Origin of the sequence: Alicyclobacillus cycloheptanicus, from assembly GCF_028751525.1 — a bacterium.
Classification (GTDB): Bacteria; Bacillota; Bacilli; order Alicyclobacillales; family Alicyclobacillaceae; genus Alicyclobacillus_L; species Alicyclobacillus_L cycloheptanicus.
This window is the reverse complement of sequence record NZ_CP067097.1, coordinates 2123814-2146412: the sequence shown is the minus strand read 5'-3', so window position 1 is coordinate 2146412 and position 22599 is coordinate 2123814. Positions and strand designations below refer to the sequence as shown.

The 22599-nt window shown below is 61.2% G+C and carries 20 protein-coding genes, 1 pseudogene and 1 riboswitch; of the genes and pseudogenes, 2 read left to right on the top strand and 19 right to left on the bottom strand.

Going from position 1 to position 22599, the window contains the following annotated elements; genetic code table 11:
• Positions 1–26: 26 nt before the first annotated feature.
• On the bottom strand, positions 27–2495 hold the full coding sequence (locus JI721_RS09885; RefSeq protein ID WP_274454716.1) for an ATP-binding cassette domain-containing protein: 2469 nt from the start codon (positions 2493–2495) through the stop codon (positions 27–29).
• The gene (locus JI721_RS09880; protein WP_274454715.1) at positions 2492–3085 is read right to left on the bottom strand and encodes an ECF transporter S component; all 594 of its coding nucleotides are present in this window, start codon (positions 3083–3085) and stop codon (positions 2492–2494) included. The genes JI721_RS09885 and JI721_RS09880 overlap by 4 nt, the downstream gene beginning before the upstream one ends.
• A 115-nt stretch (positions 3086–3200) precedes the next feature.
• Positions 3201–3302: riboswitch (TPP riboswitch) on the bottom strand.
• A gap of 159 nt (positions 3303–3461) precedes the next feature.
• Here JI721_RS09880 and JI721_RS09875 point away from each other — a divergent pair.
• Positions 3462–4454: a phosphotransferase family protein gene (locus JI721_RS09875; protein ID WP_274454714.1), complete on the top strand. Its 993-nt coding sequence runs from the start codon at positions 3462–3464 to the stop codon at positions 4452–4454.
• 142 nt (positions 4455–4596) lie between these two features.
• Here the strand turns inward: JI721_RS09875 and JI721_RS09870 are convergent, their stop codons facing one another.
• The 17 genes and pseudogenes from JI721_RS09870 to ispG all read right to left on the bottom strand — a co-directional run bounded on the left by JI721_RS09870 (position 4597) and on the right by ispG (position 21314).
• A complete protein-coding gene (locus tag JI721_RS09870) occupies positions 4597–5463 on the bottom strand; it encodes an SDR family oxidoreductase (RefSeq protein ID WP_274454713.1) in 867 nt (288 codons plus the stop codon).
• A 146-nt stretch (positions 5464–5609) separates the two neighbouring features.
• On the bottom strand, positions 5610–7550 hold the full coding sequence (locus tag JI721_RS09865; protein WP_274454712.1) for an ABC transporter permease: 1941 nt from the start codon (positions 7548–7550) through the stop codon (positions 5610–5612).
• Positions 7547–8305 carry an ABC transporter ATP-binding protein gene (locus tag JI721_RS09860; RefSeq protein WP_274454711.1) on the bottom strand — a complete coding sequence of 253 codons (759 nt, stop codon included), beginning with the start codon at positions 8303–8305 and terminating at the stop codon, positions 7547–7549. The genes JI721_RS09865 and JI721_RS09860 overlap by 4 nt, the downstream gene beginning before the upstream one ends.
• Positions 8306–8413: 108 nt before the next feature.
• Entirely contained in the window at positions 8414–9511 is a 1098-nt protein-coding gene (locus JI721_RS09855; protein WP_274454710.1) for a sensor histidine kinase, read from the bottom strand.
• Positions 9508–10266, bottom strand: a complete 759-nt coding sequence (locus JI721_RS09850) for a response regulator transcription factor (protein WP_274454709.1) — start codon at positions 10264–10266, stop codon at positions 9508–9510. Before JI721_RS09850 ends, JI721_RS09855 begins: the two co-directional genes overlap by 4 nt.
• Positions 10267–10359: 93 nt before the next feature.
• A pseudogene (locus tag JI721_RS09845) lies at positions 10360–10562 on the bottom strand (IS110 family transposase); the annotation flags it as partial.
• Between the two features lie 268 nt (positions 10563–10830).
• Positions 10831–12120, bottom strand: coding sequence for a glycoside hydrolase family 18 protein (locus JI721_RS09840; protein WP_274454708.1), 1290 nt, complete (start codon positions 12118–12120; stop codon positions 10831–10833).
• 117 nt (positions 12121–12237) lie between these two features.
• Entirely contained in the window at positions 12238–13179 is a 942-nt protein-coding gene (hisI, locus tag JI721_RS09835) for a phosphoribosyl-AMP cyclohydrolase (protein WP_274454707.1), read from the bottom strand.
• Positions 13167–13937, bottom strand: coding sequence for an imidazole glycerol phosphate synthase subunit HisF (hisF, locus tag JI721_RS09830; protein WP_274454706.1), 771 nt, complete (start codon positions 13935–13937; stop codon positions 13167–13169). Before hisF ends, hisI begins: the two co-directional genes overlap by 13 nt.
• Positions 13931–14698, bottom strand: coding sequence for a 1-(5-phosphoribosyl)-5-[(5-phosphoribosylamino)methylideneamino]imidazole-4-carboxamide isomerase (hisA, locus tag JI721_RS09825; RefSeq protein WP_274454705.1), 768 nt, complete (start codon positions 14696–14698; stop codon positions 13931–13933). Before hisA ends, hisF begins: the two co-directional genes overlap by 7 nt.
• On the bottom strand, positions 14688–15365 hold the full coding sequence (gene hisH, locus JI721_RS09820; RefSeq protein ID WP_274454704.1) for an imidazole glycerol phosphate synthase subunit HisH: 678 nt from the start codon (positions 15363–15365) through the stop codon (positions 14688–14690). Before hisH ends, hisA begins: the two co-directional genes overlap by 11 nt.
• The gene (hisB, locus tag JI721_RS09815; protein WP_274454703.1) at positions 15362–15967 is read right to left on the bottom strand and encodes an imidazoleglycerol-phosphate dehydratase HisB; all 606 of its coding nucleotides are present in this window, start codon (positions 15965–15967) and stop codon (positions 15362–15364) included. The genes hisH and hisB overlap by 4 nt, the downstream gene beginning before the upstream one ends.
• Positions 15964–17253, bottom strand: a complete 1290-nt coding sequence (hisD, locus tag JI721_RS09810) for a histidinol dehydrogenase (protein ID WP_407654109.1) — start codon at positions 17251–17253, stop codon at positions 15964–15966. The genes hisB and hisD overlap by 4 nt, the downstream gene beginning before the upstream one ends.
• A 16-nt stretch (positions 17254–17269) precedes the next feature.
• On the bottom strand, positions 17270–17911 hold the full coding sequence (gene hisG / locus JI721_RS09805; protein ID WP_274454701.1) for an ATP phosphoribosyltransferase: 642 nt from the start codon (positions 17909–17911) through the stop codon (positions 17270–17272).
• Positions 17905–18912, bottom strand: a complete 1008-nt coding sequence (locus tag JI721_RS09800) for an ATP phosphoribosyltransferase regulatory subunit (protein ID WP_274454699.1) — start codon at positions 18910–18912, stop codon at positions 17905–17907. Before JI721_RS09800 ends, hisG begins: the two co-directional genes overlap by 7 nt.
• A 985-nt stretch (positions 18913–19897) precedes the next feature.
• Positions 19898–20254 (bottom strand): hypothetical protein, encoded by a 357-nt coding sequence (locus JI721_RS09795; protein ID WP_274454698.1) that lies wholly within the window; start codon positions 20252–20254, stop codon positions 19898–19900.
• Entirely contained in the window at positions 20217–21314 is a 1098-nt protein-coding gene (gene ispG / locus JI721_RS09790; RefSeq protein ID WP_274454697.1) for a flavodoxin-dependent (E)-4-hydroxy-3-methylbut-2-enyl-diphosphate synthase, read from the bottom strand. The genes JI721_RS09795 and ispG overlap by 38 nt, the downstream gene beginning before the upstream one ends.
• Before the next feature lie 185 nt (positions 21315–21499).
• On the opposite strand from ispG, the gene JI721_RS09785 reads away from it, so the two are divergent.
• Positions 21500–22567: a class I fructose-bisphosphate aldolase gene (locus tag JI721_RS09785; protein WP_274454696.1), complete on the top strand. Its 1068-nt coding sequence runs from the start codon at positions 21500–21502 to the stop codon at positions 22565–22567.
• Positions 22568–22599 lie beyond the last annotated feature (32 nt).

Below are 22599 nucleotides of genomic sequence, written 5' to 3'. Positions count from 1 at the left end.
GGCTGCAACGCGGGGGGATGTCCTGTTCACCGAAAGACGACGAGGAGAAGTATCATGGACAGGACGAGGCCCGCAGCAAAACACCAGTCACCCGCCCGGACACGGACGGTGCGGTAGTAGGTGCGCGCCGCGGCGTCTGCGGCCGCCCGTCCAATGAGGCCGCGCGCTTCCATGGCAATCGCGACGCGTTCGCTCAGACGGATGGCCTGACTGAGAATCGGAATGGCGTAGGTGACCAGGCGCACCAGCGCCCACGGCGCGTCCTTGCCGCGCAATTGGCGCGCCTGCCTCAGCTTCTGCCACTCGCTCTGGAACATGGGCATGAAGTGCATGCCCGCCAGCATGCCGTACGTGAACTTTGGCCGGATCCGGAAATTCGAGGACCACCCGACGACCAAATCGGTGAGGTCGCAGTTCGAAATGAAAAGAATGCCGAGTGCGACAGCCGCCAGCATCCGAAAAGCGAGGACCAGTCCGGTCAGCAGTCCGGAGAGGCTGGGGTGCATCCACAAGAGGTGAATCACCGGCTGCCCTGGCGGCACGCGTGTGAACGCAACATACGACCACGTGTACAAGACGTAAAACACAAGAAAGACAGAGAGTCGTTTGAGCACCGTCAGCGGATGCATGCGAAACACTGTGACCATCAAGAAGACCGGCCAACCAAACACGGCGACGGCCTGCGGCAGGTGCTGCGCAAAAATCGCCACGAACGCAGCAGCCAGCACGGCCATCAACAGGACCGGCGGATTGAGCCATGCGCCGAGCCCCCGGCGCCGGCTGCGCGCCGCAGCGGGTGCCGGGGTACGAGGGCCGCTGTCCGCTGCGTCTGCACCGTACACCGCGGACTGCGCGGCGTCGGCCGCTGCGTGCGTGGCATCGGCCGCTTCCCCCGTCCCGCACGGCGGCGTCGGCATGACGACATCCGTAACGTCATCCAGCAGGTGCGCCCGGCGCATCACCGCTTCGTTCGCAAACAGCGCCTCCGGCGGGCCGACAAACTGCAGCTGCCCGTCCGCCAAGACGACCACCTGCGTGGCATAGCGTTCGACGAGGGACATGTCGTGCGTCGTGATGACCACCGTCTTCCCGTCTGCCTGCAGACGCAGGAGACGCTGCATGATGACCTCTTCCGTGTGCGCGTCCTGGCCGAAGGTGGGCTCATCCAGCAGGTAAACGTCGTGATTTCCCTGGAGCATGACCGCCACGCTGAGCCGCCGCTTTTGACCTTGGCTCAGGGCAAACGGGCTCTGGTCCGCCGTGTCGGACAATCCGAGTTCTGCGAGCAGCTTGGCGGCTGCCTCTGGCAAAGGGCCGTCGAGCACCCGGTTTGCCACTTCATCGGCCACTCGTTCGTAGATGAACTGATATTCTGGATTTTGAAAGCAGAACGACACATGGCTCGCCAAATCGCGCCGCTTCCAGGACTTCATCGGCTGCCCCAGCAGTTGGACGTCTCCCTCCGTTACGGTGCGAAGGCCAGCCATCACTTCGAGCAGGGACGACTTGCCCGATCCGTTCGGGCCGACGATGGCCGTGAACGAGCCGCGCGGAATGTCCAGCGACAGGCTCGACCACACGGGGGCCGCGTTTCCGTAGGCGAGACGGGCGTTTCGAAGCGACAGCGCCAACTCAGGCTGCCCATGCGGTGCTCCATTCACTTCATGCCCCGCGACAGGCTCGCGCACGCCGCCGTGCTGACCACCCGAATACCGCCGGCCGGCTGGCCGCGCGACCCCCTCCTGCACCAGCCACGCCCACTCCTCGGCAATCACCTGTGCCGCCGGCCCCTGACGATGGATGCGGCCGTCTCGAGTGAACAGCACGACGCGATCCATAGATTCGATGAGCGGCTCGAACTTGTGCTCAATCACCAGCAAGGTGCGGCCTGCCCGGTGCAGGGCCACAATTTGCTCGAACACCTGCCGTGTCGACTGCGGGTCGAGGTTCGCCGTCGGTTCATCCAGCACCAGCAGCGGCGCGTCCATGGCCAGCGCACAGGCCATCGCTAGTTTCTGCTTCATGCCGCCGGAAAACGTGGCGTGGTTGGCGTCAAGCGGAACCGCCAAACCCGCCGCCGCGAGCGCGCGCTGCATCCGCGTCGCCATCTCAGGCTGCGGCACCTGCAGGTTTTCGAGTCCAAACGCGACTTCGTCCGCAACCGATAACATGCAAAACTGCGCGTCCGCGTCCTGGAACACGTACCCGACCGATCCCGGCGGTGACAGCGCCGAACTCCGCCATACGCCGCCTGTGACGGTGCCCTCCACCGCGCCTGGCAGCAGGTTGGCACAGACCATCGCCAGTGTGCTCTTGCCGCAGCCGCTCGGGCCGAGCAGCAGGACGGCTTCTCCGCGGTACAATTCAAAGTCGACGCCGCGCAGGACCGGCGCGTCCGCGTCTTCGTACGCCACCTGCACGCCCTGCAGGGCCAGGAGGCGCTCCTCTGGATGCGGATCCGCCAGCGCAGGCGTTGGCACAGCCTGCGGCTTCATTGTGCGGCAGCCTTCCGTCCACTGCGGTGCTGCCGGCCGATTTCAAAGTTGCGCAGCGCGCCCGTCCGCCGCAGCGCATCGCCGATGAGCTTGGGCAGCAGCCCCGCCAGCACCATCCCGCTCACCAGCGTCACCACAATGTAGCCGATGATGTTTCCCAGCGTGTACGTGTACCCTTGATACTGGGTCAGCCACTGAATCACGTTCCCCACGCCGCCAATGGCGCCGGACAGCAGCATCGAGCCCAGTCCATACCTGCGCCACCCGGTCACGGCAAAACCGGCTTCGGCCCCGGCGCCCTGAATCAACCCGGAAATCATGGCCCCTGCCCCGTAGGGGCTGCCAAAGGCAAACTCGAAAAACGCGCTGATGAAATTCGTGACCAGCGCCGCACCCGGGCGGCGAATGATGTAGGCGACCAACGAGCCGCTGAACCACCAGATGCCGTTCACCATCGCACCCACCGCGGGTCCCATCGCGGGCCCAAACAAGGGCGCCGTCACCAGGTCCCATCCGTAAAAAATCCCGCCGCCCACGACCGCCAAAATCGCCATCAACACAATGTCCCGCAGCTTCCATGTTCTGTTCATGCGACGCACTCCTCCCATGGGGTACGAGATCGTGCCGAACCCGGAAAACATCGTTTCCACACGAAAAAGTCCCCTTTCTGCAGCAACGCATCAAAAGGGGACTCTGAATGACATCCGTCGTTCGTCGGCACTTCCTCCCGCTGGTATTACCCAGATCGAGTCCGCAAGGGTTAGCAGTCTCCTGCTTCTCAGCCTTTCGGCACCCCCAGTACCTCTTGACGCTATGAAATTTCAAAAAAAGTATACCACCCCGCTCCGCAGGGCTCAACGTCCACTTTGCCAGTGACTTTGCCAGTGCAGGCCGCGTGGTCGTACAATCATGCCATAGCGGCAGCCGTGCGCAGTCCATTGAGCCAGATTGAAGGTGATCACGCCGATGTACCCACCCCTTTCCCCCGAACTGCACGCTTGGTTTCACGACCACGCCTGGACCGTGCTGCACATAACGCGCGTTGCCGGCGGATACGCGGCGCGGGGCATCACCCGGATTGAGGCGCAAGCTGCCGACGGGCACCGCGCATCGTTCGTCTACAAGCAGCTGGCCCGCGACCGCATCAACGAGCGGCACACCTATGCCGCGTTGTCGAGCGTGATCGAATCGTACGGCCCGCGCCTGTACGCGAGTATCGAGGAAGCGGACGGGTACAGCCTTCTGCTGGAAGACGCCGGCGTGCCGCTGAAGGATGTGCTGCGTGAGCGCTCCCCCGCGGGGCAGCTCGCGCTCATCGGCCAGTCCATCTCGTGGCTGACCTCCCTGCACATTCAGTTCGAGGCGATGAGTCAACGCTGGCTGGAGGCGGGCACCCTGGACCGCTACCCCGTGTCGTCCTCGGTCGCCTGGGCACAAGAGGCACTGGCGCAGTTGGCTTGGGCACGAGATGATGGCATCGACGGGTGCACCCCGGAAGTCGTGCGAGACGTGGCAGGCTGTGCAGAGAAAGTGTACACGCACCTCGAGGCCTGGATGACGGGCCGCGCGACGTTGACCCACGGCGACCCACACCTGGGGAATCTGCTTCTGAACAGTGGACGGCTGACGCTCATTGACTGGGAGTATCCGAGTGTCGCCATCCCCCAGCGCGATTTGGCCATTTTCCTGCAGGACGTCCTCGACGAGTCTGCACACGAAATGGCTTGGACGCGGTTCACCGAACTGCTCCAGGATGCAGGGTGGCCCGTGGCAGAAGAAGCGTTTCGCATCGGATGGCTGGCTTGTTTTTTTGACAACACGCTGATGATGCTCGGGTGGGAAATCCTGCAGTGCCGCAGGGGAACCCTGCCGCGGTCCGAGCTCGCGCTGATTCTGGGCCACAAACTGCGCTGGCTGCAAGCGACGTTCTCAGAGCTCCACAAGCGCGCCCTCGCATAACGAGGTTGGCCGACAGGGTGTGCGTCTGGATGGCCCAGGGCGCAGCACGCACCGGGCGACACAGACCAAGGGAACACGCACCCTGGCCCGTGACCCGCCGCAGGCGGTTTGGGTGCCTGCTCCCTGCCCGTGGCACGCTGGACTAGTTTGCGAGTTCCGCGACGATTTGACGAAGCGCTTCGTGAATCGGCGTGACCGGACGACCGAGCACCTTGGCGAAATCGCCGCTTTCCACTTCCAAGGTACCCTCGCGAATATCCCGCTGGATGCCGACGAGGAAGGGTACCACCGCATCCGGTACGCCCGCTTCCTTCATACGCTGTGCATAGGTCTCGTCATCCACCTGCAAGACGGTCACTGGCTTCCCAATCACTTCGCCCACCGCCGCCGCCAGTTCTTCCTGTGTCAACAGCGGCCCGGACAACTCATACACCGTGTTCTCGTGTCCGGTCCCCGCCAAAACGGCCGCCGCCGCGTCAGCATAGTCTTGTCGAAGCGCCCAGCCCACCTTGCCCGTCCCTGCGGACGTGATCCAAGGCGCCCCCGCCATGACGGCTTGAATGGTGGATGTTTCGTTCTCGAGATACCAGTTGTTGCGCAGGAACGAATAGGCAATCCCCGCCTCGACGATGGCTTCCTCCGTGGCCCGATGCGTCGGCGCCAGAAAGTTCCGGCTCTCGCGCGCGTTCACGATGCTGGTGTACGCGATAAACTGAACGCCGGCCTGCTTGGCTGCAGCGACCGCGGCCCGATGCTGACGAATTCTCGTGTCATTGTCCCCATCGGCGGAGATGATGAGCAGCCGGTCGATGCCAGCATACGCGGCCGTCAGGGTCTCTGGATGGTCAAAATCACCGTGCCGCACATCCACCCCGCGCGCCCGCAGGCCTTCCGCCTTCTCCGGCTGCCGAACACTTACCGCGATGTTACTCGCTGGAACAGACTGCAACAGCCGCTCCACCACTTTCGACCCGAGTTTTCCGGTGGCCCCAGTGACCATCATTTTCACCGTTCATTCCTCCATCCGCGTTCGAATCAAATCTGTGTCCTACTCAAACCAAACCAGTTTCAGTTTCAAACACAATTTTACTCCCAACGAACCATGGCGACGCAATCCCTGCTGCATCCCTCCTTGCTTGCTCACAATCGCACCGCTCAGCCTTCGCTTGCCACACGGTTTAGATGTTTCATTCGAGACACCCCGAAGTACAGCAATGTGAGTACACAATATATACCGACCACGGCCCAAAAATCGGTCCATGCACCGGGCCCTAACGGAACTAGATGTCGAAAATCCAATACGGCGACAACGCTATGCGCGACTGCGACCGCCACCGGACCAAAGAACAAAAGCAAAAACTCTACCGTGAGAACCTTTCCCAGTTCCCGCCGACTCATTCCAAGTCGCTGCAATACCCTGAACTGCTTTCTGTCTTCTTCCTGCGCGGCATCAATGCGAAAGTAGATAAATCCGCCTGCCGCCAGGAAGAATAGGATACTGATGAAGAACCCTGCGAATAACATGACGGATACAAGCTGCAGTGTCTCTTGATACCCAGATACAGTTGCGGAGATAAATTTCCGCTCAGCCGGAGGCACCACTGTGTCTAGCTGTTGCAGAGCGTTTTGAGAATGCTTCCAATCCGCAATCATAAAACCCTGGATGCTCCACCGAGCGGATGTGGGCGCAGAAAGGGCCATTTGGTTGAAATCGTGATCGGACAGGATCAACTCAAAGTCTGGCAAGACGGATGGTTGCTCGTTTATCACCCGAGTGTCCATTTGCGAAATGACAGACACCGGTAGGGTGGTGTTCCCGATGGACAATTTTGAATGCAAATTGGCCAGATTACTCGGTACGACCAGCGGGTACGGCGTCAGTAACACCGCCTGACCGTTCGATATCGCAGGGATATCCTGCAAATCCGACCGAAGCGCAGGTTCGTTCTCACCTAGCACTTGCCGCAGATGTTCAAACGTGGTCCCGGGCATGACTTGCACCGACATCCACTCACCTTTGGCATTCTGAACCTCTCCGACGACCACCGTGGCGCGAACTTCGCTCTTCACTGGCAAATGGTTTTCCGTTAAGGACTGACGCACCTGTTCCACTAGGCTTTGATTGGCGGTGGCTTGATTTTGAGCGACCATAAAATTGAGCGGCTCAACTCGGATCGAATTCAGTGTGAGTGTTTGCTCAAAACCAGACACTGCACCCATCCCCGTCAAGACGATAGCCGTCAGCATCGACACCACCGTCAGCACACGGGCATTGTCCTTTAGTCTGTATGCGAGTCGGCTGACAACCAACAGCGTCGTGCCATTCAACGGCCGTTTGCGCAAGGACGTGAGTACCATCACGAGGACTTGACTGAACAGCAGGTAGGTGCCGATGGCTGTCAAAGTCAGAATCGGCAGCATGAGAACCACGACGCCTCGACTCTTGGCAAGTGCTAGGTAGTACCCAAGGGCGAGACATACAATCCCCAACACAACCAGCCACCACGAGAATTTCGGTATCTTTTGCTGCACACGTTGTCCGAGGAGCAGCATTCTCGGTGAACGACGCTTGATTCGGAATGAAATCCAAATTGCCTCACATAGAAACACAATGCCAAAAAAAATGACGGTGAGCAGTACCGCTGAGGCCGGGACAACGAACGGAAGTTCCTGAGATAATCCCAGCACTGCGCCAAGGGCAAGCAAAAACAGTTTGGAAAACACAATGCCCAGCAAAAGTCCAACGCCCGTTGCCACAAGACCAAGCGCGAGACTTTCGACCATAATCATGCGTCCGATTTGCCGTGGTGTTACACCAAGCGTGATAAACAGTCCGAACTCCTTGCTGCGCAATCTGAGAAGCGCGCTGTGGAAGAAGAAGATGAAGAACACCGCGAACACAATGATGATGTACTGACAGGCACCCAGCAATTCTTTTGCGGTCGATGTCATGTACCCTTGTTTCACAGCTGGGTTCATCACAAACGCAGAAAACATGTAGAAGACCATGACAGAAAATGCGCTCGCCGTGATGTAATTCACGTATCGGTGCGCGCTGCGAAAACCGTTTTTCAGCGTCAGGCGGGTCCAAGTCATCCTTTGGCCCCCTCCAGCACTGCCAGCGTATCAAGGATTTCGTGAAAGAACGTTTGACGCGATGCCGTTCGGTCCATTTTGGAGAACACTTGTCCATCCTTGATGAACACGATGCGACCGCAGTAACTCGCGGCAAACGGGTCATGTGTGACCATGAGAATTGTGACCTTCTTGTCCTGATTGAGGCGCTGAAACTGCTCAAGCAGTGCCGTTGCAGATCCGGAATCGAGGTTCCCCGTTGGCTCGTCGGCCAACACCAGCTTCGGATTGTGAACAATGGCCCGTGCGACAGCCGTACGTTGCTGTTGACCACCCGATACCTCGTATGGATATCGATGCATCACATGCTCAAGTCCGAGATAAGCGAGTAATTCACGTACCTTCTGCAGGACTTGCGTGCCTTTGTGTCCGTCCATGATCAGCGGCAGTGACACGTTTTCTTCGATGGTCAATGTGTCCAGCAAGTTGAAGTCCTGAAACACGAACCCCAGGTTCCTTCTGCGAAAGAGCGATACGTCGTTTGGTTTCATCGAGGATACGTCGTGGTCATGAATTCGCAATTCCCCGCTCGTCAGTTGGTCGAGTCCTGCGAGCAGATTCAACAGTGTCGTTTTTCCGCTGCCAGACGGCCCCATGATGCCGACGAACTCACCCTCTGCAACTTCAAGGTCGATGCCGTTTAATGCCTTCGCCGTGACACCTGCACTTTGCGTTCTGTAGACCTTGGTCAGACGTTTTGCTGTCAAAACAGCCACTTTCCATATCCCCTTTCGCCGGAGTGCTCAAAGTCCATTATCCGCTCCGCATCGGGGGTGTTTCCTTTTGATTCCCTTACAATGCAGGATTCCAACCTTACAATTTTGTCATTTTCGAAGCGAGTCCGCTGCACTCAGGTAATCAGACCGGGAAATCGTGACCGTTACCGTTGTTCCCTGACCCTCGGTTGAATCGATGCAAATTTTGTGCCCGAGACGGTCCAGAATCTCCTTTACCAGATACAAGCCCATCCCCGTCGCCCTGGAGTGGGAACGTCCGTTGGACCCAGTGAAAAAGGGTTCAAACACATGCGGAAGATCCCGAGGTGGAATCCCGATGCCTTGGTCTGTAAACGACAGAACGGTGTTGTTCGCATTCGATTTGAATTGCATCAGGAACGTCGACGAGGGCATCCCATTCTCGATGGTCCTTTCCATTCGCCCGTACTGAAGTGCATTGCATACAATTTGATCGATCACGAACTGAAGCCACTTCCTGTCTGAACGAACGATGACCGGTTGCTGGTCCACTGTGATTTTCGGATAGATACCCCGCCGCACCCACTCCCGTTTGTGTGCATTGACGACGCTGCGAACGAGTTCCACCAGGTCAATCTCCTCCATGCGGCTGTCAAAGGAAAACGAATGAAGCCGTGCAGCACCCAGCATAATCCCGAGTGTGGTTTCCAAACGGACCCGCTCTTCCGAAAGGCTGTCGAGAAACTCGGCCAGGGCCACGCAGGAAGGATATGCGCTGAGCATCTCCTGTTCCAGCAATTGGACCACGGTGAGCGGTGTCTTCATCTGGTGCGCAAATCGGGTCGTGAACAGCTCATAGAACTGCTTTTGCTCGGTCACTTCTCCGAGTTCACGACGATACGCATCGTGGGTCCGGTGCAATAGGTCCACAAAGAAGCGCTGTTCGGCCGTTCCGGCAGCGAGAAACGTATCGGCACTGGTCAGAGAAGACGGATTGTCCATTCTGGCGCAGGCTTCACGGTAAAAGCGTCGTCGAATCCGAAATTCACTCGCCAAGAACGCTATGAGTACGACCCAGCCGAGAAAGAGCGCGTACAGGAGGTTCCCCAACGGCACACGGACGAAACGAAACGTCAGGGCCACGGTCAGCATCATCAATCCGTAGCCAATCCCAAAGAACATGATGGTACGCCAAATCTCTCCAAAAAATAAACGGAGTTCCCTCATTCCCCGTCCTCCGAGTTCGCCAAACCATCCTCTGCATCCGCATGGTTCTCTGGCGAAGCAAATCGATATCCGAGCCCACGGACGGTTACAATGACATTCCGGACACCAATGTCCTCAAGCTTGCGACGGAGCCGGGTCACATTCACGGTCAACGTGTTGTCATCCACAAAGTCTGTGTCATCCCACAAAGCTTCAAGGAGCTGGTTTCTGGAGATCACACTTCCTCCGGCTTCCATCAATTGACGGAGCAACTCCAGCTCCGTTTTGGTCAGCCATTGCGTGCGTCCATTGCACTCCATTTGCGCTTTCCTGACATCTAGCGCGAGTTTGCCGCTGCGGTATACGGACGTTGGCGCCTTGCCAGCGTATTCCCCGTATGTACGACGCAACAGGGCTCTCAGCTTCGCGACCACAACTTCCATGTCGAACGGCTTTTGAATATAATCATCTCCGCCATTCTCCATCGCAAAAACCTGATCCATGTTGCTCCCTCGGGAAGAAATGAAAACGATGGGGACCGTGGAGAATCGGCGAATCGACCTGCACCAATGGAACCCGTCAAGATACGGAAGGTTGATATCAAGCAAAACGAGGTCGGGATTCATGTCTCGAACGGCTTCGTCCACGTGCCGCAAGTCATTCATCACGGTCACCACGAAACCGTATCGGGTGAGCTGACGATGGAGCAGTGACGCGACTTGCGGGTCGTCTTCCACTACGGCAACACGCTGATGACCTCCATCTCCCTCCGGCATTCGTGCCGACCTCCTTTCAGTGAGCTGCGGGAGACTTCGACAGTGATCCTTTTATTACCTTTCGGAAACCGGAAATTACTCGGACACACACTGCAGTGGTATCACAGCGCGGAACAGAAGTGACGACAGCTTCGGGCGTCCCCGTCTGCTGATCTTCGTTTGTCCCTTGTGCTTTCCCGAGCTGTTTTCTCTGAGATTGAGCCCACTGCCAGCTTTTGAATCTGTCTGGGGTTGTCGTAGCCGGACAGATCGCCAACTTCGGCGAAAATCCCGGCAACCGTCACCAACCCAACGCCCCGTCATTGCCTCGTTACCGCTTGTCATTCTCGTGTACTTGCTACGACGACTAAACGCGTACATGATCGGCTTTGGTTGTTGTTCTTAGGTCAAATGTTGGTTCAAAGCTTTTGCGCCATATGCTGCAGGTTGTCTGGAGTCCATCGCTCTGCGCTTTCATTGGACTGTGGAGAGTGCGTCCGCTCATCCACAAACCGCACGCCATCCATCGGACGCATCGCCGGAAATGAGCGCGGTTGGCTGGCGGCGGACAGAAACAGCCGGCGCTCAACCGGCTGATATCCCCGCTTTGCGAACCTGAAATTGATTCGCCAATACGTAGGGCACTTGTGGAAACGTGGTCGGATAGGACCAGTAACTGATGCCGCGCAGTCCGTACTGTCTCACGGTATCGAGCTTGGCCTGAAAGCTGCGGGCGTCTTCAAACCACACCTGATGCTGATTGCCTTGTTCGTCCGTGTAGTTGAAGTAGGGTGCCTGATAGGTTGGATGGTACTGGATGTCCGCCCCGTAGGTCCACGCTCGGTTGACCGCGACCTGCGGCGAAAACGTCTGCGCCAGCGACTGGCCGGCCACATACGGCAGCTTCCAGTCGCGCCCGTAGACCGACACGCCCATCATGATTTTGCTGCGCGGAATCGCTGTGACGGCGTAGTTGAGCACCTTGTCGATCTCGCTGATCGGCGAAATTGCCCAGGGCGCCCCGCCGGCCCATCCCCACTCGTACGTCATCAGCACGACGAAATCACACAACTGACCGTGCACCGGGTAGTCGTGCGCCTCGTACAAAAGCCCCACCTGGCTCGCTGTTTCCTTCGGCGCGAGCGCTGTCGAAACGAAATAGCCTTCCGCGTGAAGCTGCGTGACGACTTTCTGCAGAAAAGTGTTGTACGGGACGCGGTCTTCCGGGTAGACGTACTCGAAGTCGATGTTGAGTCCTTGGTACCCCTTGCTCTTCATGAGGCTGAGGATGTTGTCGATGAGCGTCTGGCTCACGGTGTCACTGTTCAACACGGTGTGGGCGACGTCGGAACTGAACATGTTGCCGGACCAGTTCGTGATGACCAAGAGTGGCAGCGTGCCCTGTGCCCTCGCCTGCGCGATGAGCGCACTGTCGTCAAACGTGGTGATGCTGCCGTCGGTGCCGACGTGATGACTGAACGGGCTGATGTAGGTGAGCTGCTGTGCCATCTGCTGAACGGTTTGCTGCCCAGACGTGCCAAAGTCCGTCAGGTACATGTTGACCTCGATGGACGGCAAGCTCTGTGCGGGAACACGCAGGACTTGACCGGCATGGATAGCATTGGGGTTGGTGATGCGGTTGAGATTGACCAAATTGGAAACGGTGGTGCCGTATCGCTGCGCAATCTGGTAGAGTGTGTCACCCGGCTCGACCACGTACGTATTGGCGGGGGTCGGGACGACCAGCGCCTGGCCGACGACCAGCTGACTCGCGTTGGACAACCCGTTCGCCGTCACCAGAGCGTCCAGGCTCACGCTGTAGAACTGCGACAGCTGCCACAGGGTCTCGCCGCGCTGTACGACATGAATTTGCATTGACGCGCGCCTCCTTCACAACAGGGTCATCCTCCTCCAGCGCTCCACGTCAGCCTATGCGTGAAGACTTGGGCGGGGATGGGCGCACGCCCATGATGCCAATGCCAACCTGACGGTCTACGGCTTGGTGTGCCGCGCAGCCAACACCTGGTCCACCTCTGCTGGGCTGACCCCAGCCGCCTTCCACAAAACCAGCAGGTGATAGAGCAGGTCTGCGCTCTCGTTCTGCAGTTCGCGGCGGCCTGCCGAAGCACTGGCCGCTGTATTTGCACCCGCCTCGGTGCAGGCGTTTTTCGCGGCGATCACGACCTCGACCGCCTCCTCACCGACTTTCTTCGCAATCTTGTCGATGCCCTGCTCAAACAGATAGGTGGTGTATGCGCCTTTGGGCCGCTGCTCGAACCGCTGCGCAATCACCGACCACAAGCCCTCGAGGCTGGCCAGGGACGGACCCGCCTCCGCAGCATCCGCGCGCCCGGCATCCGCGGGGACGGCCTCACGGTTGCCACCCCCCGCCGCATCCGGGTCAACGCCTGCCCCGCGCTCGGACGCAGCGAGGCCTGGGTCATCCACCGCGACGGACCGTGACGCCGCATCGGCGCCAGGGCCGTGGACGGCCGGCTCGTGCGCCAGTGCACTGGCCTTCGCTGCCTCGGGAAAAGGAACCTGCCGGAAGAAGCAGCTGCGCGCCCCGGTATGACACGCCGGTCCCGCCGCGTTCACCAGGTACAGCACCGTGTCACCGTCGCAGTCGACGCGCACGTCGCAAACCTGCAGCACGTTGCCGGACGTGGCCCCCTTGCGCCAGTACGCCTGCCGCGACCGGCTCCAGAACCAGGCCTGCCCGGTGCCAAGCGTTCGTTTCAGCGCTTCGCGATTGGCGTAGGCAACCATCAGTACGGTGCCGTCCTCAATGTCCTGGACGACCACCGGAACCAGTCCTGTCGCCGCGTCATAGCGCACGACCTCCAGCGGCACCGTCTCGAGCGGGCTTCGTGCGCCGGGATGGTCCGCCGCCTGCTGCATCCCATTCGCTGTCTGCCGGGTTATCCGTTCCATCGAACCGCCACCCCCCGCTGCCGTAAATACGCCTTGACCTGGCCGATGGATGTTTCCGCGAAGTGAAAGACGCTTGCCGCCAACGCGGCATCGGCCTTGCCTTCCGTGAGCACTTTGGCGAAGTGCTCCTTCTTGCCGGCCCCGCCGCTGGCAATGACCGGCACGCGGACCGCCTCCGCGACCATCCGCGTCAACACCAGGTCATAGCCTTCGCGTGTGCCATCCTGGCGGAAGCTCGTCAACAGCACCTCGCCGGCGCCAAGTTCGACCGCTTTCTTCGCCCACGAAATCACGTCCATACCCGTGCCCACCTTGCCGCCTTTGACCATCACCTCATACTCCCCCATGGTCGGGTTGAGGTTTGCGTCAATGGCGATCACGATGCACTGCTCCCCGAACCGATGCGCCGCGTCCTTGATGAGCTGCGGGTTGCGGACAGCGCCCGTATTCATGGAGACCTTGTCGGCGCCGCACAACAGCAGCGTCCGCACGTCGTCCAGGGTGGAGACGCCGCCGCCGACGGTCAGCGGAATGTTCACGCGCGAGGCGACCTGCTCCACCACCTTGTGCGTGGCCAGCCGCCCTTCTTCTGACGCGGAAATGTCGAGCAGCACCAGTTCGTCGGCGCCCTCCTGGCAGTACTGCTCCGCAAGCGTGACCGGATCGCCAGCATCGCGCCGGTCGTTCAGAAACCCGACATGCTTGACCACGCGGCCGTCAAGGACGTCGAAGCAGGGAATAATGCGTTTGGTCAGCATACCCCATCCCCCTTTGCCGCAAGCGACAGCGCTGCCTCCAGGTCGATGCGTCCATCGTACAGCGCTTTGCCCACAATGATGCCTGCGAGGCCCGCCTGCATCGCGGCCTGGACGTCGCCAAGGCCGCGCACACCGCCGGATGCGATACACCGCATGCCCGTGGCACGCTGCAGGTCGCGCGCCCACGCGACGTTCGCGCCCTGCAGCGTGCCGTCCCGCCGGACATCCGTGACAATCGCGGTTTGCACGCCGAGATGGGCCAGTGCGCTGGCCACATCCACGAGGGACTGCTCCGTCTGGTCCAGCCAGCCGCGGACCGCCAGCTTCCCGTCGCGCCCGTCCAGTCCGGCGACCAGGTGTGCGCCGCCGACCCGTCGCACCGCCTCCGCCATGAACGTGGTGTCGAGAATCACCGTCCCCAGAATACAGCGGCTGACCCCGGCTGCAAGCCAGGCCTCGAGCGCTTGGTGGGTGCGGATCCCGCCGCCCACCTGTACCCTCGCGCCGCACTGCGTGGCTTCGCGGACGATGGCACCAATCACCGGCTCATTCAGCGACCGCCCGTCCCTGGCGCCGTCCAGGTCCACAACGTGAATCCAGCGCGCGCCAGCGGCCAGCCACTGGTGCGCCACTGCCACCGGATCGTCATTGTACTGGGTGGCCTGCCCGTAGTCTCCCTCGCGCAGCCGCACGCACTTGCCGCCGAGGATGTCGATGGCCGGGTAGACCTCAAACGGCGAACGACGGGTGTCAGCGGTCATGGGACACAGCCTCCTCCGCGCGGCTCTGACCGCGCCGGTCCGCTTCGCACAAGGCGGCAAAGTTGCGCAAAATCTGCTCGCCGACCGACCCGCTTTTCTCCGGGTGAAACTGGGCGCCAAAGATGCGGTTCTTGCCGACCACCGCCGGCACCTGCACCCCGCCGTAGTCCGCAGCCGCCAGCAGGTGTCCGGGGTCCTGCAGCACGACGTAGTAGGAATGCACAAAGTACACGTACTCTTCCCGGTGCACGTTGCGGAGCAGCGGGTGTTCCGCGACATAGGACAGCGAGTTCCAGCCCATATGCGGGATTTTGACATCGCCCGTAAAGCGCGTGACGCGCCCCGGCAATAAGCCCAGTCCCACGTGCGAGCCGTGCTCTTCACTGACCGAGAACAGCAGCTGCATGCCAAGACAAATACCAAAGAGCGGAATTTCCTGTTTGGCGGCGCGCCGGACCACCTCGAGCAAGCCGCTGCTGCGCAGTTGAAACATGGCATCGCCAAACGCCCCGACGCCGGGCAGCACGACACCCGTGACCGCCGTGGTCTGTGTCAAGGCGTCCCAGGCTGCGCGGTTCTGCACAAGGGCCGTCTCAGCGCCCGCCCGCTTGAACCCGCTTTGGACGCTGGAGAGGTTTCCGACCCCGAGATCGAGCAAAGCAATCACGCCAGCACCCCCTTCGTACTCGGCACTGCGTCACCGTCCGCACTGACGGCTTCCCGCAGGGCGGCGGCTGCGGCCTTGAACAGCGCCTCAATCATATGGTGCGTGTTGTCGCCGTACAGCACAGCCAGGTGCAGGGCAAACCGGCCGTCGTAGGCGAACGACTTGAAAAACTCCGCCACCAGTTCGGTTGGAAACGAGCCCACGCGTTGGGCGGGGAACGCGGCCTGCAGCACGAACGCGGGCCGGCCGCTCAAATCTACCACCGCCCGCGCCAGCGTCTCGTCCATCGGCGTGTGCCGTTCTCCGTACCGCCGAATCCCGCGCTTGCTGCCAAGGGCCTGGTACAGCGCCTGTCCGAGCGACAAGCCGATGTCCTCCACCAGGTGGTGGTCATCGACGTCGACGTCGCCCGTCGCCTGGATGGTGAGGTCAAAGCGACCGTGAACGGCGAACAGATGCAGCATGTGACGCAGGAACGGCACCGGGAAATCCAAATTGGCCTCGCCCGTCCCGCGCAGCCGCAGCTGCAAGTCCACCGCTGTTTCACCCGTCGTCCGCTTGATGTGCGCCGCGAATGGCGGCATCTGTCCCTGGTCCGTCATGACTGCGCTCCTCTCAACCGCATCGCGACTGCGCGCGCATGCGCCGTCAGCCCTTCCGCTTCCGCCAGCCGCACAATGTCCGGCGCGTGTGCCTCGAGGGTCGCGGCCGAATACGAGACGACGGTCATGCGGCGGACGAAGTCCAGCACCCCAAGCCCCGAGGCATACCGCGCACTGCCGTGCGTGGGCAGCACGTGGTTCGGCCCGGCGTAGTAGTCCCCCACCGGTTCCGGCGAGTAGGGGCCGATGAACACTGCACCCGCAGCGCGCAGGGATTTGAGCGCCGTCTCAGTCTCAGCCAGCATCAACTCCACGTGCTCCGGTGCACTCTCGTTGACCACCTGCATCGCTTCGTCCAGGTTGTCGGCCACCACGATGGCGCCCCAGCGTGCAAGCGCCTGGCTGGCGACGTCCCGCCGCGGCAGCTCGGCCAGCTGCCGGCTCAGTTCTGCCTTGACAGCTTCCCCAAGCGCGCTGTCCAGGGTCACCAAGACCGCGCCCGCCTGCGGGTCGTGCTCCGCCTGCGCCAGCATGTCCGCCGCCACATAGGCTGGATTCGCGGTCGCGTCCGCCACAATGAAGACCTCGCTGGGACCTGCGATGCTGTCGATCCCGACGTCCCCCATCACCGCCCGCTTAGCCAGGGCCACGTACAGGTTGCCCGGCCCGACGACCTTGTCCACGCGCGCAATCGTCTCCGTGCCGTACGCCAGCGCCGCAATCGCCTGCGCCCCGCCCACGCGGTAGACCTCTTTGACGCCGAGCAGGTGCGCGGCCGCCAGCACGAGGGGGTGCGGCAGTCCCGTCTCGCCAGACGGCGGCGAGACCAGCGCAATCTCCGTGACGCCTGCGACTTGCGCCGGGATCACGTTCATCAACACGGTGGATGGATAGGCCGCCCGGCCGCCTGGCGCATAGACGCCCACGCGCCGCAGCGGCCGCCACACCATGCCGAGTGCCGCGCCATCCGCATCGGTCTGTTGAATGTCGCGAGGCAATTGTGCCGCGTGAAACGTACAAATCCGCTCTGCCGCGCGTTGCAGGGCCCCTTGCAAATCCGCCGGGAGGCTGGCCCACGCCTGCGCCAGCGTATCGGTATCGACGCGCAAGGACCATTCGGCATCGGCGGCGGACTCGACGCCGTCAAATTCAACAGTGGCGCGGCGCACCGCGCTGTCCCCCTCCACGTGCACGTCGGAGACAATGCCAGTCACGGTGCGCATCGCTTCTTCATCCTGACTGCTCGTCCGCGACCAGGCGAAGGTCTTCGCCGGAAAGGTACGAATGTCAAGTGTCGGGGTGTCATTGGCTTGCTGCACGGGTACGCACCTCCTGATCCAGCGAGTTCCAGATGATGTCAATCATCGGGCGCTTCATCCGAAAACTTGACCGGTTGGCGATGAGGCGCGCGGAGATATCGAGCACTTCGTCGAACACGACCAGCCCGTTGGCGCGCAAGGTGGCGCCGGACTGAACGAGATCGAAAATGCGGTCCGCCAGCCCGATGACGGCCGCCAATTCGATGGACCCGCTGAGCCCGACGATTTCCACGGGCTGTCCGAAGCGGCGAAAGTAGGCATCTGCCAGCCGCGGGTACTTCGTCGCCACGCGGCGCGGCCGAGATGCTTGCTCTGCGGGCCTGCCGGCGACGCAGAGGCGGCACTTGGCCACACCGAGATCGAGCAATTCATACACATCGCGGCCGCTTTCCAGCAGCACGTCCTTGCCGGCAACGCCCAGGTCCGCCACGCCGAGCGAAACGTACGCTGGCACGTCGGCCGGCTTGGCCAGCAGCATGCGCAGAGTCCCGAACGAATCGTGTGGAATTTCGAACACCAGCGCCCGTGTGTCGTCCAAATCGTCCGGCGCGGGCAGCCCGGCACTGCGCCACAGGGGCATCAGGTCGTCGACGGTCCGGCCCTTGGCCAGTGCGACGGTCAGCATGTGGACCCCTCCCCGTCTCCGTGCAGCCAGGCGCCCTCTGTCAGCACGGCAAGCACGCGCTCCACTTCAAAGGTGAAGCCAATCGCAGGCGCGGGCGCACCGAACTGGGCGAGCAGGTCGTCGTACCGCCCGCCGACCGCAACCGGCGCGCCGACGCCCGGCGAGTACACTTCAAACACCAGGCCCGTATAGTAGCTGACGTCCCGGTGCAGGGCGAGATCGAACGACACGCGGTGCGCCAGCCCCTTGGCCTGCAGCGCATGCGCGACGGCGGTCAACTCCCGCCAGGCCTGCTTGGCGGCGGAAAAACTCGCGGAATCGACCTCAGCCGACCAATCCGGGAAGGACGAGGGTTCGTAGGGGTTGCAGCGGGCGAATACCTGCAATACGTCCAGTTTGATGCCCATACGCTCGGTTTCATCCTGAAACGCCACATAGTCCCCGCGAGTTAAAGTATCGAGCAGAGACTGCACATCCGCAGGCGCAATGCCGAGACTGGTCAAGAGTGCCTGCGCGATGTTGGCGTGGCTGGCCACCATGTGCCAGTCCGGCACGCCCAGGCGGTCCAGTCCGTTCTGGCAGAGTTGGAGGAGCGCTGCGTCCGCCTCCGTGCCCGCCGCGCCGATCCATTCCACACCCACCTGGGTCGATTCCGCGGCGCGGCCGCTGGCCCAGGAAAGGGAGGCGGGATCGGTCGTGCGATGGTACACGCGCTCGGCATAGCACCAGCGAATTTCCTGCCGCCCGTTCGCAAGCAGCGGCGCCGCCATCCGGGCGATGGACGGCGTCATGTCGGGGCGCAGCGCCACCGCCTTGCCATCGGTGTCGAACCACTGCACAAAGCGCGCGCTCCCCTCCGCCACACGGCCGCGCGACAACGTCTCGACATACTCAAACGCGCCGCTGGACACCATGTCGAACGCCTGCTCAGCAAAGAACTCCAACAGCTGATTCTCAACCTTGCGTCTCATACGCGCATGCTGCGGGTACAAGTCTCGCATGCCAGGCGGACGCTCCGCCCACTTTCCCACTAAGTCCAGCGACAATACGGTTCACCACACATTCTCGTTTGGTTCGGATAGGATTGATTAGGCTTGGTTCGGCTCGGTTAGGCTTGGTGAGCGTTGCAAAGGGTGAATCATCGGTTTAGAAGGCACATCGCCTGTGACACAAAGGCACAAAGGTAGTCAGGGCGCAAAGGCCACCGCTTTAGTTCGCTAATAAGGTAAAGCAAGTGGTTTTATTGTATCCCGGGGCAGACAGGCGCGTCAACCACAGGTTTGTCAATCCTGTGTGAACGTTGAGGAGCGAGCGTGAGGGCTGCGAGGGCCGGGGCGGCGGGCGGGACGAGCTTGGAGGCCGGGGCGGCGGCGGGCGATTAGGCAGGTTTGGTGCCCTATGCGCCTGGCCACCGGATGCGGCGGCGGGCATTAAGGCGGGTTTGGTGCCCTATGTGCCTGGCCACCGCGTGCGGCGGCGGGCGTTAAGGCAGGTTCGGTGCCCTATGCGCCTGGCCACCGCGTGCGGCGGCTGGCATTAAGGCAGGTTCGGTGCCCTATGCGCCCGGCCACCGGGTGCGGCGGCGGGCGATTAGGCAGGTTTGGTGCCCTATGCGGCAGGCCCCAGCCAACCGGCAGGCGCGATCACGGCCGATTAGGCGGGTTTGGTGCCTTATGCAGCCAGCCCCAGCCAACCGGCAGGCGCGACCGCGGGCGATTAGGCAGGTTTGGTGCCCTATGCGGCCGGCCCCAGCCAGTCGGCAGGCGCGATCACGGCCGATTAGGCAGGTTTGGTGCCTTATGCAGCCAGCCCCAGCCAACCGGCAGGCGCGATCGCGGCCGATTAGGCAGGTTTGGTGCCTTATGCGGCCGACCCCAGCCAACCGGCAGGCGCGATCACGGCCGATTAGGCAGGTTTGGTGCCTTATGCAGCCAGCCCCAGCCAACCGGCGGGCGCGATCACGGCCGATTAGGCGGGTTTGGTGCCCTATGCGGTCGGCCCAACCAGCCCAACCAGCCCAACCAGCCCAACCAGCCCAACCAGCCCAACCAGCCCAACCAGCCCAACCAGCCCAACCAGCCCAACCAGCCCAACCAGCCCAACCAGCCCAACCAGCCCAACCAGCCCAACCAGCCCAACCAGCCCAACCAGCCCAACCAGCCCAACCAGCCCAACCAGCCCAACCAGCCCAACCAGCCCAACCAGCCCAACCAGCCCAACCAGCCCAACCGGGCCCCACAGCCGCCATCCACCCAGGCCTGCCTCACGCCCACATCCACGCCCACATCCACGCGCGGCACGATCCCTACACTTCCACGGCGTCGATCGATCCCGTCTCCTCAAACCGCTTGGCCAGAATGTCGATCTCCTTCTTCAACTCGGCGACCAGGTCTTGCTCGGGCACCTTTCGCACCACTTTCCCCTTGCGGAACAGGAGTCCTTCGCCGCGGCCCCCGGCGATCCCGATGTCCGCTTCGCGGGCTTCGCCGGGTCCATTGACGGCACAGCCCAGCACCGATACTTTGATGGGCGCCTTGATGTTTTGGACGTAGTCCTCAATCTCGTTGGCGACACTGATGAGGTCGATGTCGATGCGGCCGCACGTCGGACAGGACACCAGGGTGACGGCGTTCGAAATGACGTGGAACGTCTTGAGCAGCTCGCGTGCGACCTTCACTTCTTCGACTGGATCGGCGCTCAGCGACACACGTATGGTGTTGCCAATGCCCATCGAAAGAAGTGTCCCCAGCCCAGCGGAACTCTTGATGGTACCGCTGAACAGGGTGCCTGACTCCGTAATGCCGAGGTGCAGCGGATAATCAAAGGCCTCGGCCGCCAGCCTGTAGGCTTCAATCGCCAGCGGGACATCGGACGCCTTCATCGACACAATGATGTCGTGGAAGTCGAGATCCTCCAGAATCCGAATGTGGTGCAAAGCGCTCTCCAACATGCCCTCTGCCGTCGGATACCCGTATTTCTCCAGGATGTGCCGCTCCAGCGACCCCGCATTGACCCCGATGCGAATCGGAATACCGCGTTCCTTGCAGGCTTTGACGACCGCTTCAACGCGATCGCGTTTGCCAATGTTTCCTGGGTTGATGCGCACCTTATCAATGCCGTTTTCGATGGCCTTGAGTGCCAGCCGATAGTCGAAATGAATGTCCGCGACCAGGGGCACGTGCATTTCCTTTTTAATTTCACGGATCGCGTCCGCTGCCTCATTGCTGTTCACGGTCACGCGAATCAGTTCGCAGCCCGCTTCTTCGAGGCGGTGGATCTCCTCGAGCGTAGCACGCACATCCGCCGTTTTCGTCGTGGTCATACTTTGAATAAACACCCGATCACTGCCGCCAATGGTGATGTCACCGACGCGAACAGGTCTGGTCTGATGTCGCAAATACATGCTTTGTCCCCTCGCCTTTCCATGAGCGATGACTTCGAGGACATTATACACCTACGGACAGTTTCCCATTGTGGGCAGATTTGGTACATTGAATAAGCAAACGAACCGATTCGGGCATTGGACTTGTCTGTCCGATCCCGATGACCGTACGATCCGTACGATTCAGAAGAACAGGGGTGCTGATCATGATCGATCAAATCGTCTCCTACCTGGGCGCAGAGGCTGACTCACTGCTGCGGCATGAGTGCACAACCATTCCGAAATCGGCGTTGACCACGCCGTCGCCCGACATTGTGACCAAAGTGTACGCAGAATCCAACCGAAACAATCAGGTCCTGCGGAGTCTGCAGCAACTGATTTCCACCGGGCGGCTGGCCAACACCGGGTACGTGTCCATCCTGCCAGTTGACCAGGGGATTGAACACTCTGCCGGTGCCTCGTTCGCCAAAAACCCGGCCTACTTCGACCCGGAGAACATCGTCAAACTGGCCATCGAGGGTGGATGCAACGCGGTCGCGTCGACCCTGGGTGTGCTCGCATTGACATCGCGGAAGTACGCGCACAAGATTCCGTACATCGTGAAAATCAATCACAACGAATTGCTCACGTACCCCAACCAGTTCGACCAGGTCCTGTTTGCCAGTGTGGAACAGGCGTGGGAACTGGGCGCCGCCGGCATTGGCGCGACCATCTACTTTGGTTCCGACCAGTCCACGCGCCAGCTGCAGGAAATCAGCGACGCGTTCCACCGCGCCCACGAGCTCGGGATGTTCACCGTGCTGTGGTGCTATCTGCGCAATCCGCAGTTCAAGCAAGGCAAGGTGGATTATCACACGGCGGCCGACTTGACCGGACAAGCCAACCACCTGGGTGTCACCATCGAAGCGGATATTATCAAGCAGAAACTGCCGGAGACCAACGGCGGTTACAAAGCACTGAACATGGAAGGCAGCAGCTACGGCAAAACGGACGAACGGATTTATACCGAACTGACGACAGACCACCCCATCGACCTCACACGGTACCAGGTCGCCAATTGTTACATGGGCAAGATTGGTTTGATTAACTCCGGCGGGCCGTCCGGCAGCAACGACTTTGCCGAGGCCGTCAAAACAGCGGTCATCAACAAGCGCGCCGGCGGCATGGGACTCATCTCCGGGCGCAAGGCGTTCCAGCGCCCCATGGACGAAGGCGTCAAACTGTTGAACGCCATTCAGGACGTGTACCTGTGCGAAGACATCACCATCGCCTGACGGAATGAACACCGCCTGGTCGCCTGACAGAG